This is a genomic window from Mesorhizobium sp. M7A.F.Ca.US.005.03.1.1 (assembly GCF_003997975.1).
Lineage (GTDB): Bacteria > Pseudomonadota > Alphaproteobacteria > Rhizobiales > Rhizobiaceae > Mesorhizobium > Mesorhizobium ciceri.
Genome location: NZ_RZRO01000006.1, coordinates 98,846 through 110,964, shown reverse-complemented (window position 1 = coordinate 110,964; position 12,119 = coordinate 98,846). Strand labels below are relative to the sequence as shown.

Sequence of the window (12,119 nt, the reverse complement as noted above, 5' to 3'; positions counted from 1 at the left end):
TTTAGGACCGGAGTGACGACTTGAAAGCCAAACTGGGCATGTCCCCCATTGCGTGGTGGAACGACGATCTTGCGGAGCTCAGCGATGACGTGTCGCTGGAAGAATGTCTGCGCCAGTCGCGCTCGGCCGGCTTCACCGGCATGGAGATGGGCCGGCGTTTTCCCAATGACCCCGAAATCATGCTGCCGATCCTGAAGGCCGCCGACGTCACGCTGTGCGGCGGCTGGTTCTCGGGCACGCTGGTCGATGGGGAGATGGCCGACAACAAGGATCGCATCCAGCCGATGATCGACCTGTTCAAGGCGGTGAACGCGCCTTGCATCGTCTATGGCGAGGTTGGCCGTTCGATCCAGGGCGACCGCTCGAAGCCGCTGGCGACCAAGCCGAAGCTGTCGGACGACGAGATGAAGGCTTATGCGAAACGCCTGACCGCGTTTGGCGAATGGTGCGCCGAACAGGGCATGCCGTTGTCCTACCACCACCACATGGCGGCAGTGGTTGAGACCGAGCCGGAACTCGATGCCTTCATGCGCTATTCCGGAGCCGGCATTCCGCTGCTGCTCGATGCAGGCCATCTGGCATTCGCCGGCGGCGACGTGCTGCGCGCCATCGACAACCATCATACCCGGATCAGCCATGTGCATGTGAAGGACGTCCGCATGGGGGTGATCGAAAAGCTCGACCGCACGAAGCAGTCCTTCCTCGACGCGGTGGCGCTCGGCGCCTTCACCGTGCCGGGCGACGGTTCGCTGGACTTCGGCGCCATCGTGCAGCGCTTCGCCGACCATGGCTATGAGGGCTGGTTCGTGGTCGAGGCCGAGCAGGACCCGAAGAAGAACCCGCCGCTCAAGATGGCGCAAGTGGGCTACGAGGAATTGATGCGCGTCATGACGGCGGCCGGATACACGGTCGAGACGCAAGGCTTTCCAAATGTCTAGTCTCCCAATGGCTGGTGCGACGGGTTCCCGGCGAGGCCGATTGCTGTAGATTGGCCCGATGAAAGATTCCGAACACCCCTTCTTCCGGCCTTTGTGGCGGCGTGTCGCCGTCGTCGCGGTCTGCGTCATCTGGTCGATCATCGAGTTCGCCACCGGCACGCCGTTCTGGGGCATGATCGCGCTCGGCTTCGCCGGCTACGCCGTCTGGCAGTTTTTTTATCTCTACAAGCCTGCTGACGAGGCGAGGCCTCCGGTCGGGCCCGAGCCGAAGGAGTGACTGATCGCATGCGTCGGCGGTTAGCTTCCAGTGCTTCTAACTTCGTCATCCTAGGGTCTCCGCGACGGAGCTTCGCTCCTGCTAGGCCCTAGGATGACGAAGTTGAGAGGCTTCGGCCGATCTCGAAGATTTGCGATAGGAGAGACAAAAATGTCGAAGCTGCTCGTCAAAGCCGACAAGGGCCACGGTCGCGTCGCCCATGTGACGCCGAAAAGCGCCGGCTGGACCTATGTCGGTTTCGACCTGCATCGGCTGAAGCCGGGCGAGAGCGCCTCCGGCAAGACGGAGGATCGCGAAGTCTGCCTGGTGTTCGTCACCGGCAAGGGCAAGGCTTCAGCCGGCGGCAAGGAGCTCGGCCTGCTCGGCGAGCGCATGTCGCCCTTCGAGGGCAAGCCGTGGTCGGTCTACGTGCCTGAGGGTTCGGACTGGTCGGTGACCGCGGACACCGAACTGGAACTCGCGGTCTGCTCGGCGCCGGGCCTTGGCGGCCGCCTGCCGGTTCGCGTCATCGGACCGGACGATCTCGGCCAGGAGGTGCGCGGCAAGGGCACCAACACGCGCTATGTCACCAACATATTGCCGGAGGGCAAGCCGGCCGATTCGCTGCTGGTGGTCGAGGTCATCACGCCCGGGGGGCATACGTCGAGCTATCCGCCGCACAAGCACGACCAGGACAATCTGCCCGCTGAATCCTACCTCGAGGAAACTTACTATCACCGCCTCAACCCGCCACAGGGCTTTGCCTTCCAGCGCGTCTACACCGACGCCGACAAGAACGGCCATCGCGCGCTCGACGAAGCAATGGCGATCGAGGATGGCGATGTCGTGCTGGTACCCAGGGGTTATCACCCCTGCGCCGCCTGCCATGGCTACGACCTCTATTATCTCAACGTCATGGCAGGACCGAAGCGGACGTGGAAGTTCCACAATGCGCCCGAGCATGAATGGCTGATGAAGGCCTGATCGGTCGCTGCGTGAGCACTCGCTCCCTGGTCCAGCACGAAAAAATCGTCGGCTAATGACCCCGCCGCAGCGTTTTGTTACCTGAAAGCCAGCAAGGCTTCGTCAATTCGTCATGGAAATCACCTATGGCAGCGAAGCTGACAAGGACTTTCCATGCGCTACGCCCTCTATTTCACTCCCCGGCAGGACGAGCCACTGGCGCGGATTGCCGCCGACTGGCTGGGCCGCGACCCGTTTGGCGCCGCGACGAGGCCGGTCGAAGCGGTGGCCGACCTGTCGGCGGCGGAAGTCGCTTTCCACACCGCTTCGGCGCGCCGCTATGGTTTCCATGCGACGCTGAAAGCACCGTTCCGCCTAGCTGCCAACGAGACGGAAGTCTCGCTGCGCGCCGCACTCGACCTTTTTGCCGAGGTGACGCCGGTGGTGACCATTCCCCGTCTCGTGGTCAGCCAGATCGACGGCTTCTTCGCACTGGTGCCGGAAGGGCCAGTGCCTGCGCTCAACCGGTTCGCCGATGACGTGGTGCGCGACTTCGACCGGTTTCGCGCACCGCTGAGCGAGGCGGAAATCGAGCGGCGCAGCCCGGATTCGCTGAAGCCGGCCGAGTTCCGCAATCTCTGCCAATGGGGCTACCCCTATGTCTTCGAAACCTTTCGCTTCCACATGACGCTCTCCGGCCGGGCGGGGTCACAGGAGAGCCCGCGTTTGCGCGCAGCGATCGACAGCCTGTTCGCGGAAGTGCTGCAACAGAAGGTCCTGGTGGATGCGCTGACCTTGTTTGTCGAAACCGAACCGGGTGCGCCGTTCATGGTGCTCTCGCATCACGCGCTCGGGCGCCGCCCGGCCAGAAAAACCGCCTGAAGGACTGCCTGAAATGACCGCCGAGACTGTTCTCCACAATGCCCGCATCGTGCTTGCCGACGAGATCGTCGAAGGTTCGCTGGTGCTGCGCGACGGCTTTATCGCCGGCATCGAAGCCGGCGCAAGCTCTGGTTCTGGCCGCACCGGCGAGGATATGGGCGGCGACTATATTATTCCCGGGCTGGTCGAGTTGCACACCGACCATCTCGAAGGCCATTACGCGCCGCGGCCCAAGGTGCGCTGGAATCCGATCGCCGCCGTGCTCGCCCATGACGCGCAGGTGGCAACCGCCGGCATCACCACCGTGCTGGATGCCTTGCGCGTCGGTATGGACGAAGACGCCGACCTGACATCGGCCGACATCCGCAAGCTGGCCGACGCGATCGAGGACAGTGTGAAGCAGGACCGTCTGCGCGCCGACCATTTCATCCACCTGCGCTGCGAGGTTTCGGCTCCGGACTGCCTCAGGGCTTTCGCCAATTTCGACGGCGACGAGCGGGTTAAGCTGGCATCGCTGATGGATCATGCGCCAGGCCAGCGCCAGTTCGTCAATCTCGAAACCTATGCCTACTATTACCAGCGCAAGCTGAAGCTGACCGATCGCGACTTCAAGGTGTTCTGCGAAAAGCGGATGGCCGAATCGGCGCGCAATTCGGCGCCGAACCGGGCGGTGATCGCCGCCGCCTGCCAGGAGCGCGGCATCGTGCTGGCCAGCCACGACGACGCCACATCGGGCCATGTCGACGAAGCGATCGAGCAGGGCGTGCGGGTCGCCGAATTCCCGACCACGGAAGAGGCCGCCAGGGCCTCGAAAGAGGCCGGGATGGGTGTGCTGATGGGCGCGCCAAACGTTATGCGCGGCGCCTCGCATTCGGGCAATGTCTCGGCCCGTACGCTGGCCAGCGACGGCCTGCTCGACATCTTGTCGTCCGACTACATTCCCTTCAGCCTGATCCAGTCGGCGTTCTTCCTCGGCGATGTCGTCGAAGGCATTTCCCTGCCGCAGGCCGTCGCCATGGTCTCGAAGAACCCGGCCGATGCGGTTGGCCTGACCGACCGCGGCGTCATCGAGCAGGGCCGCCGCGCCGATCTGGTGCGGGTGCGCGTCGACGACCATGTTCCGGTCGTGCGCACCGTGTGGCGGCAGGGACGCCGGGTGGCATGATGGTGTCGGCACTGATCGAGCGGGAACTTTCGGCCGAGACGTTTCCGATCCGCGATGGCGTTTTCGTCGCCGTCGTCGGCCCAAGCGGCGCCGGCAAGGACACGGTGATCGGCTACGCCCGCAACCATTTTGCCGACGAAACGCGGCTGGAGTTCGTCCGCCGGGTCATCACCAGGCCGAGCGATGCCGCAAGCGAGGATCACGACACGCTGGCCGACGCTGCCTTCGCCGAAGCCGAAGCCGATGGCGCCTTCGCCATTTCCTGGGAAGCACACGGCTTGCGCTACGGCATCCCCGCCGATGTCGACTGGTCTGTCGCCAATGGCCGTGTCGCTGTCGCCAATGTGTCGCGCGCGATCATCCCCTCCTTGCGCGAACGCTATGCCAACCTGGCCATCGTCGAGATCACTGCCTCGCCTGACGTGCTGGCCGAGCGTCTGGCGATGCGCGGCCGGGAGTCCCGCGGCGAAGTGCTGGCGCGGCTGGCACGCAGCGCCAATGTCACTCTGTCCGGGCCCGGCGTCACCTCGATCGACAACAGCGGCCCGCGCGAAGCCGCCGGCGAACGCTTCGCCGAGGTGCTGCGCAAGGCGATGGCCTTTTCCGACATGTCGGGCCTGATCTAGGCTAGCTATTCCGCAGCCTGGCCCGCCACGCCCTTGCGGGTGGCGTCGACCATCAGCCGCCGTTCCCGGAACACGCCCCATTGCTGGTCGACCAGCACGCCGATGAGGATGACGCCGCCCATCACCGCGAAGTTGAGCGAGGACGGGATGCCGAGCAGGTTGACGAGATTCTGCAGCTCCTGCAGCAGCACCGTGCCGAGGATGACGCCGATCAGCGAGCCTTCGCCGCCGCGCAGCGAGAAGCCGCCGAGCACGGCGGCGGCGATGGCGTAGAGTTCGTAGAACTGGCCGTGGCTGGCCGGCGAGATCGAGCGCGTGTACATGGCGAAATAGATCGCCGACAGCGCCGTCAGCACACCGCAGATGACATAGGCGGCGATGACGACACGGCCGGTGCGGATGCCCGAATATTTCGCCGCCTCCTCGTTCTTGCCGATGGCGTAGAGATAGCGGCCGAACACCGAGCGATGCAGCACCACCCACATGACGATCGAAATAACGATCAGCGCGATGAAACTGTTCGGCACGCCATAGGAGCGTCCGGCCGTCAGGAATTCGAGCTCGGGAAAATTCTGGCCGAACGCAAAACCCGCCGTGCCGTCGGCGGTGTAGAAGCGGGCGACACCGCGGTAGATCAACAGGCCGCACAAAGTGACGACGAAAGGCTGCAGCTTGAGCCTTGTGATCAGCCAGCCATGCACCAGGCCTATGATGGCGCCGAGGAACAGGATCAGCACGAAGGCCAGCGGCCAGCCCACCTCGCGCACGGCGATGAAGTCGATGAACAGCGTTCCAAGCAGCGCGACCACCGAGCCGACCGACAATTCGATGCCGCCGGTGATGATGACGAAGGCCTGGCCGATCGACAGGATGCCGAACAGGCCGATCAGGTTCGAGGTGTTGGCGAGGTTGATCGGCAACAGGAAGCGCGGATTGATGATCGCAACGATCGCCCCGACCACCAGGATCAGGATCAGCAGGCCGAGATCTTTCTTGCTCATCGTCTTCTCCCCAATGCCTGAGCAGATCGCGCTTGCGCGACCCCGGCAAAACTACTTCGGCTGCTTGCCCACCGCCAGCAGCAGCACGTTTTCCTGGCTGAACCGGTCCTTGTCGAGAATGCCGGAGATTTGGCCCTCATGCATGACGGCGATGCGGTCGGACACGCCGATCACCTCTTCCATGTCCGACGAGATCATCAGCACGGCGACGCCGGCATCGGCCAATGCGCGCATCAGGCCGTAGATTTCCGCCTTGGCGCCGATGTCGATGCCGCGCGTCGGCTCGTCGAGGATCATCACCTTGGGGTTCATGGCCAGCCACTTGCCGAGCACGACCTTCTGCTGATTGCCGCCCGACAGCGTGCCGGTGCGCGTCTGCACCGAAGGCGCCTTGATGCCGAGATCTTTCTTCTGCTTCTCGGCGGTGGAGGTCTCGGCGCTTGAGGACACCAGGGAGCGGCGCGCATGCGCGGGCAGATTGGGCAGCGAAATGTTCTGAGCGATCGACAGGTCGAGCAGGATACCGGTGAGCTTGCGGTCTTCCGGCACCAGGAAGATGCCGTGCGCGACGGCGTCGGCCGCGGAAGCCAGCGCAAGCGGCTTGCCGTCGAGTTCCAGCGCGCCCCCGAGCTTCGAATCGATGCCGAAGAACACCCGCGCCAGCTCGGTGCGGCCGGAACCGACAAGACCGGCGAGGCCGAGGATTTCGCCGCGCCTGACGTCGAGATCGACCGGGCGGCCGGGATAGGCAGGGGTGCGGATGGCCTTGGCCGCAAGTGCTACGGCGCCGGGCGCACGCGCCGCTTCCGAGGCCTTCTCGCGCTCCTTCAGCATGCGGCCGATCATCAGCTTGACCATCTGGTCGTGGCCGATGTCGCTCTTCGGCAAGGTGCCGGCCAGCATGCCGTCGCGCAGCACCACGACGCGGTCGGCGACGCGCTCGACCTCGTGCAGGCGGTGCGAGATGAAGATGACGCTGATGCCGTCGGCCTTCAGCGCCTTGATGACGTCGAGCAATTTGTCGGTCTCGGCGAGCGGCAGGCTCGATGTCGGCTCGTCGAGGATGACCAGCCGCGCCTCGATCGACAGCGCCTTGGCGATCTCGACCATCTGCTGCTGCGCCAGAGACAGGGTCGCGACCGGCGTGTCGGCGGAAAAATTGGCGCCGACGCGCTTCAAAAGCGGCGCCACCATGGTGCGCAGCTTTGCGCGGTCGACGAGCTTGAGCGGCCCGGCGCGCAAAGGTTCGCGGCCGAAGAAGATGTTGGCGGCGACGTCCAGATTTTCGAACAAATTGAGTTCCTGGTGGACGAAGGCGATGCCCGATCCCAGGCTGGCTTCGACGGAGAGCCTGTCATGCGCGGTGCCGTCGACGGTGATCGTGCCGCTGTCGGGCCTGGTGACGCCGCCGAGGATCTTCATCAACGTCGATTTGCCGGCGCCGTTTTCGCCGACAAGGCCGATGACCTCGCCCGGCCTGACCTCCATGGAGAAGCCGTCGAGCGCGACGACGCCCGGATAGGTCTTGCGCACGTTCTCAAGGCTGAGGAACGGGGCGGTCACGGATGCAGCAATGGATGTGTCGGAATAATTCATCATGCCTGACAGCGATTGGCGGGCCAATTTCTGAGCATGATCTTTTCCGAGAACCGGCTTCCACTTTTCGGGATCATGCTCTTGGCTTTTGGCAGACTGACGATCCTCGCGGTGTTCGTCAATGCGAGCAGCCGGCCCAAGCGACGTTGAGCCGGCTGAACTGCTTCAAGTCTTAGTTTCCGGCCATCGCCTTCAGATTGGCGGCGTAGGCGTCGACGTCATCCTTGCCGATGATCTTGGTCGGGATGATGATGAGGTTGCCTTCCGGGATGCCCGACTTGTCGCCCTTGAGATAGGCAGCCATCAGCTTCATGCCCTGATAGGCCCATTCGAAGGGCTGCTGCACGACGGTGGCGGCAATGGTGCCTTCCTTGACGCCGCCCAGCGTGATCGGATCGTCATCGAAGCCGACGACGGTGATCGAGCCGAGCTTGCCGGCATCGCGCAGCGCTTCATAGATGCGCGGCGTGTTGTAGGAGTAGAAGCCGACCATGCAGGTGACGTCGGGGCTGGCGACCAGCGCGTCCTCGACATTCTTCTTGGCGCGCGCCTGGTCGATGTCGTCGCCGCGCACGTCGATCAGCTCGATCTTGGTGCCGGCCAGGCCGTCCTTCATGCCCTGGATGCGCTCCTTGGCATTGTCGGCGCCGAGCAGGCCGACGAAGCCGAGGCACTTGCCGCCATTGGGCATCGCCTTCTTGGCGATTTCGGCCGCCTGCTTGCCGGCATCGACGTTGGACGAGCCGATATAGGCGACGCGCTTGGTCTGCGGGGCGTCCGAGTCGGTGGTGAACAGCGCGGTTTCCGAGGCGATCTTGTTCAACCCATCGGTCGAGGTCTTGGGATCGACGGCCGAGACCATGATGCCCTTGACGCCGGCGGTCACCAGATCGTCCATCAGCCGCTGCTGGATGGCGACCGAGGACTGTTCGGGATATTTGAGCTCGAGCGTATAGTCGGGCAGTTCGCCCTGCGCCTTCTTGACGCCGGCTTCGGCGGCCTTCCAGAAATCGGAAGCGCCGTTGACGACGAAGGCCAGCGTCGGCTTGTCGTCGGCGCGCGCGATTGCCGTGGCCGACAGGCCAAGCAGCAGCGCGGTCGCGGCTACGGATGCATTGCGTATCAAGGATTTCATGTTCAACCTCCCGTTTGGCTCAGTCGTTGGACCGGCCGATCTTGCACTGACCTGATTTGCCGTTTGCAGCGTGGACGCCCTCCTCCTCAAAGGGGTTCCCGGCACCGAAAGAATGGCGTCGTTCCAGCCACGACAGCGACCTTAGAGACTCATCCCTCATTCGTAAATAGTCCGATTTGTCTGACATATCACATATCCGAGACAAGGCTTGCGGAGATAGGATCCGCTCGCCACCGGGCCATTTTTCGTACTCTCCCGCCGCCCCGGACGTGACCGGCCGGATGCGACGATTGACGGTACAGCGCATTTTTGTATTAGTAAACAGTATTAGTTCCGAGCCAATGCCAGCGGTTTCGCGGTGTGCCCGCCGGCGTGCCGCCCTCACGGCTGGGCCGCCGCCCAGGCCTTTTGTTAATTGAGCTTTCGCTTGTATGGAGATGCGTGGCGGATGGACCTCCGGCATACTAATAGTTATAAACGAGCCTGACGTTATTCCGATAAAGCGACGGCGTCACGCCACCTTGCCGGCCTGACCGGCCAGCCAGACTGGGATTTGCCATGAGCGAGACGACGGATCGGGCCAGCGACACGGCGAGGCGGCGCAAGGCGCCGGCCAAGGGCGCCAAGGGCCGCGTCACCATGATCGATATCGCCAGGGCCGCCGGCTGCTCGCAGGCGACCGTGTCCTTCGTGCTCAACAATTCGCCAGGGATCAAGCTGTCGCAGCAGACCCGCGAACGGGTGATCGAGGCCGCACGGACGCTTGGCTACACCGCGCCCGCTTTCGAGGCGCTTCACCCGGCATTGCCTGCCTTCGAGGGGCCCGCCTTCGAAGGGCTGGACGGGGTGATCGGCTTTGCCGTCGACCAGCTCGCCACCAGCCCCGAAGCCGTGGTCGCCATCGAGGGCGCGCGCCAGGCCTCGTGGAATGCCGGCAACGTGCTTCTGGTGGCGCAGACGCTGGGCGATTCCGTCATGGAGCCGCGCGCCATTTCAGCGCTCACCAAGCGGGGCATTTCGGCGCTGATCTACATGACCATCTTCACCCGCGAGATCACAGCGCCCGACTATCTCTACGGCCTCGACATCCCGGTGATCCTGCTCAACTGCTACACGGCGGACTACGCCTTCCCTGCCGTGGTGCCGAGCGAGATCGCCGGCGGCCAGAGCTCGACCCGCCATTTGATCAGCCACGGCCACCGCCGCATCGCCACCATCACCGGCGAGCCGTGGATGCAGGCGGCACAGGACCGGCTGAAGGGCTACCGCCGCGCGCTCGCCACGGCCGACATTCCGTTCGATCCCGAGCTGGTGGTCGAGGGCGACTGGTCGGCCAGCGCCGGCTATGCCGCCACCGTCAAGCTGCTGGCGCTCAGGGATAAGCCCACCGCCATCTTCTGCCAGAACGACCGCACCGCGATCGGCTGCTACGAAGCGCTGAAGGAGGCCGGCCTGCACATTCCGCAAGACATTTCCGTGGTCGGCTACGACGACGAGGAAATCGCCCGCCATCTGTTCCCGCCGCTGACCACCTCGATCCTGCCGCACATGGCGATGGGCCAATGGGCGATCGAACAGCTGGAGGCGCCGGCTGCGCCTGGACGGGGGCGGTATCCGATCACGAAGCTGGAGTGTCCGCTGGTGGAGCGGGAGAGTGTGCGGGCGGTGGCGGGGTAACGCGACTCGGCGGGCCCGCGCTGGCTTACCTTCGACCGTTAGGGAAACCTGACCGGTGGGACGAAGAGCTGATGGCGGCAATGCAGACGATTCTTGCGCGGAAGGGGGGTCAAAGTCGAAGCCCGAGACATTCATTCCCATTGTGCAACAGACCGGCACGGTTGCGAATTTGGGGTTGGACACGCCGTGCCGGCCAGTGCTGGACACCCCAGCCCGATTACGCTACCGGCACAACAGGAATCCAGCAATTAAGCCTGATGGTCTAGATCGCGAGTGCAGAGCCTGTTCTCGCGCTTCAGGGGGCCTTTTTACCACGGGCATTACTTCTCCTCCGGGCAGTCCAGCAGCTTCGCATGGCGACGCATTTCTTCGCACCCGTCCGACAAGGCCGGGCTTGAACCATTCCGCCTTGTCTTTCTTCAGGCCTTCGGCACTGGTCCGCTAACCGTGCCCTGCACGCGGTCCCACAGGCAGTTGCGTCTGCCGAACTTGAAATTGACGTTGGCGGTGCCGACTTGCGGAATCGGCTGTCGTTTCCTGGAGAAAGCAAAAAGCCCGCCACCTTTCGGCAGCGGGCTTTCCAAAACTGTAACTCTCTTGGTTAATCGATAATCCCGGATGAACTGGGCGAAGCCGTCACTGACGACAGTCGCTCACGCTTCGTGAAAACGGGCTTCTGATAGATTTTCTTCATCGACATTCCCCTTTGCCAATAATGTGTCACTCTTTGCCTTCCGCCGGGCAGCGTGTCAATCGCGCAACAAAATGCCGCCACCTTTCGGCAGCAGGCCGGTCACGGCGGTATGTCGATGGCCATCACCGCCCCCACGGAAGGAACGCTGATGGCATTCCAACTTGCCCATCGTTTTCGGATGATTAACAAAAAGGGCAATTATGTAACTGACAAACCCGGCTCTTATTGGCGCTGGCTGTCAGGAAAGATCTGCCTGCGCCTTGCCCTTGCCGATAACCTTTGCTTGCCTACTGTCCCGACCATGAGAGGAGGCAAACATGGAACGGCTTTACCCGGTAGCTCTCGTGACGCTGTTTTGTAGCTTGATGATATTCGGAATGGCGGTGACGGTCGCGAGAACCCACAAGAAGACTGGCATACTGGCGCCCGCAATGACCGGCGACCCGCTCCTTGAACGAACCATCCGGGCACATGCCAACGCGGTGGAATGGTTTCCTATCTTTATGCCGTCGATGTGGCTGTTCGCGATCTACTGGAATGCCGCGTGGGCTTCCGGCCTTGGGCTGCTCTGGATGATAGGTCGGATTGCATATTTCGTAGGGTATCGCACCGCGCCCTTGAAGCGCTATCCCGGCTTCTTCGTCCAGTCGATTGCAGCCTTCGCGCTGCTTTTTGGCGCTCTGGGCCGGATCATCTATCTGATGCTCTAGGCGCTCCCCAGCCGCGGGAGAACGGCACGGTGCCTCATAAGTGGAGATAGGGTGCACCCACTCCGGTCGGTGTCGGGTCGGTAACATTGCTGGACGCGTTCGAGGGGCGCCAAATGCTCATCGCCTCCTATTACATGTGGTTCGACGGCCGGCCGGCAGCCGAGCAATGAGGGGTGCACCTTCTTCACGACGCAGGTGGCCCATTCGCGGGCTCGCGACACCCTCGCCGCCGAACGCTGGCGGTTGCCCTGGCTGGCGGTTGAGAAGAATTATGCCTTTGAAGGGCTGAAGGGCCGCGTGAGCCTGCTCGACCGCAAAGCTGCCAACGACAAACGCAGTGCCCCGAAACGGACCCTTGGTTTTTGGCGCACCCGACAGGATTCGAACCTGTGACCTCTGCCTTCGGAGGGCAGCGCTCTATCCAGCTGAGCTACGGGTGCTTTCCGGAATCCGGAAAACGAACCAGCCGGTGAACC

At 63.3% G+C, this 12,119-nt stretch carries 12 protein-coding genes, 1 tRNA gene and 1 pseudogene; 10 read left to right on the top strand and 4 right to left on the bottom strand.

Annotated features, from left to right (window positions below):
* Positions 1-20 precede the first annotated feature (20 nt).
* From iolE to phnN, 6 genes are all read left to right on the top strand, one after another.
* The gene (gene iolE / locus EN990_RS04870) at positions 21-938 is read left to right on the top strand and encodes a myo-inosose-2 dehydratase (RefSeq protein WP_127368109.1); all 918 of its coding nucleotides are present in this window, start codon (positions 21-23) and stop codon (positions 936-938) included.
* A 58-nt stretch (positions 939-996) separates the two neighbouring features.
* Positions 997-1,215, top strand: a complete 219-nt coding sequence (locus EN990_RS04865) for a hypothetical protein (protein ID WP_027161053.1) — start codon at positions 997-999, stop codon at positions 1,213-1,215.
* Positions 1,216-1,365: 150 nt separating this feature from the next.
* The gene (gene iolB / locus EN990_RS04860) at positions 1,366-2,178 is read left to right on the top strand and encodes a 5-deoxy-glucuronate isomerase (protein ID WP_064992838.1); all 813 of its coding nucleotides are present in this window, start codon (positions 1,366-1,368) and stop codon (positions 2,176-2,178) included.
* Between the two features lie 153 nt (positions 2,179-2,331).
* On the top strand, positions 2,332-3,039 hold the full coding sequence (locus tag EN990_RS04855; RefSeq protein ID WP_027161055.1) for a DUF1045 domain-containing protein: 708 nt from the start codon (positions 2,332-2,334) through the stop codon (positions 3,037-3,039).
* 13 nt (positions 3,040-3,052) lie between these two features.
* Positions 3,053-4,204: an alpha-D-ribose 1-methylphosphonate 5-triphosphate diphosphatase gene (locus EN990_RS04850; protein WP_127368108.1), complete on the top strand. Its 1,152-nt coding sequence runs from the start codon at positions 3,053-3,055 to the stop codon at positions 4,202-4,204.
* Positions 4,201-4,830, top strand: coding sequence for a phosphonate metabolism protein/1,5-bisphosphokinase (PRPP-forming) PhnN (gene phnN, locus EN990_RS04845; protein ID WP_027161056.1), 630 nt, complete (start codon positions 4,201-4,203; stop codon positions 4,828-4,830). Before EN990_RS04850 ends, phnN begins: the two co-directional genes overlap by 4 nt.
* A gap of 5 nt (positions 4,831-4,835) precedes the next feature.
* On the opposite strand, the gene EN990_RS04840 is transcribed toward phnN, so the two are convergent.
* From EN990_RS04840 to EN990_RS04830, 3 genes are all read right to left on the bottom strand, one after another.
* Positions 4,836-5,831 carry an ABC transporter permease gene (locus tag EN990_RS04840; protein WP_027161057.1) on the bottom strand — a complete coding sequence of 332 codons (996 nt, stop codon included), beginning with the start codon at positions 5,829-5,831 and terminating at the stop codon, positions 4,836-4,838.
* Positions 5,832-5,882: 51 nt separating this feature from the next.
* Positions 5,883-7,427: a sugar ABC transporter ATP-binding protein gene (locus EN990_RS04835; protein ID WP_081714222.1), complete on the bottom strand. Its 1,545-nt coding sequence runs from the start codon at positions 7,425-7,427 to the stop codon at positions 5,883-5,885.
* A 172-nt stretch (positions 7,428-7,599) separates the two neighbouring features.
* The gene (locus tag EN990_RS04830) at positions 7,600-8,562 is read right to left on the bottom strand and encodes a sugar-binding protein (protein ID WP_013528381.1); all 963 of its coding nucleotides are present in this window, start codon (positions 8,560-8,562) and stop codon (positions 7,600-7,602) included.
* A 558-nt stretch (positions 8,563-9,120) separates the two neighbouring features.
* Here EN990_RS04830 and EN990_RS04820 point away from each other — a divergent pair.
* From EN990_RS04820 to EN990_RS36000, 4 genes and pseudogenes are all read left to right on the top strand, one after another.
* Entirely contained in the window at positions 9,121-10,239 is a 1,119-nt protein-coding gene (locus EN990_RS04820; protein WP_164753503.1) for a LacI family DNA-binding transcriptional regulator, read from the top strand.
* 809 nt (positions 10,240-11,048) lie between these two features.
* On the top strand, positions 11,049-11,294 hold the full coding sequence (locus EN990_RS35405; protein ID WP_128336351.1) for a hypothetical protein: 246 nt from the start codon (positions 11,049-11,051) through the stop codon (positions 11,292-11,294).
* Complete coding sequence (locus EN990_RS04805; RefSeq protein ID WP_013528384.1) at positions 11,251-11,643, top strand: MAPEG family protein; 393 nt, start codon at positions 11,251-11,253, stop codon at positions 11,641-11,643. Before EN990_RS35405 ends, EN990_RS04805 begins: the two co-directional genes overlap by 44 nt.
* Positions 11,644-11,835: 192 nt before the next feature.
* Positions 11,836-11,955: pseudogene (locus EN990_RS36000) on the top strand (DUF899 family protein); the annotation flags it as partial.
* 51 nt (positions 11,956-12,006) lie between these two features.
* Here EN990_RS36000 and EN990_RS04790 read toward each other — a convergent pair.
* A tRNA-Arg gene (locus EN990_RS04790) sits at positions 12,007-12,083 on the bottom strand.
* Between the last annotated feature and the right edge of the window lie 36 nt (positions 12,084-12,119).

Coding starts and splice junctions, on each gene's coding strand:
- EN990_RS04850 (WP_127368108.1), top strand. CDS start 3,053: ATGACCGCCGAGACTGTTCTCCACAATGCCCGCATCGTGCTTGCCGAC.
- EN990_RS04840 (WP_027161057.1), bottom strand. CDS start 5,831: ATGAGCAAGAAAGATCTCGGCCTGCTGATCCTGATCCTGGTGGTCGGG.
- EN990_RS04805 (WP_013528384.1), top strand. CDS start 11,251: ATGGAACGGCTTTACCCGGTAGCTCTCGTGACGCTGTTTTGTAGCTTG.
- EN990_RS04865 (WP_027161053.1), top strand. CDS start 997: ATGAAAGATTCCGAACACCCCTTCTTCCGGCCTTTGTGGCGGCGTGTC.
- iolB (WP_064992838.1), top strand. CDS start 1,366: ATGTCGAAGCTGCTCGTCAAAGCCGACAAGGGCCACGGTCGCGTCGCC.
- EN990_RS35405 (WP_128336351.1), top strand. CDS start 11,049: ATGGCCATCACCGCCCCCACGGAAGGAACGCTGATGGCATTCCAACTT.
- EN990_RS04835 (WP_081714222.1), bottom strand. CDS start 7,427: ATGAATTATTCCGACACATCCATTGCTGCATCCGTGACCGCCCCGTTC.
- phnN (WP_027161056.1), top strand. CDS start 4,201: ATGATGGTGTCGGCACTGATCGAGCGGGAACTTTCGGCCGAGACGTTT.
- EN990_RS04855 (WP_027161055.1), top strand. CDS start 2,332: ATGCGCTACGCCCTCTATTTCACTCCCCGGCAGGACGAGCCACTGGCG.
- EN990_RS04820 (WP_164753503.1), top strand. CDS start 9,121: ATGAGCGAGACGACGGATCGGGCCAGCGACACGGCGAGGCGGCGCAAG.
- EN990_RS04830 (WP_013528381.1), bottom strand. CDS start 8,562: ATGAAATCCTTGATACGCAATGCATCCGTAGCCGCGACCGCGCTGCTG.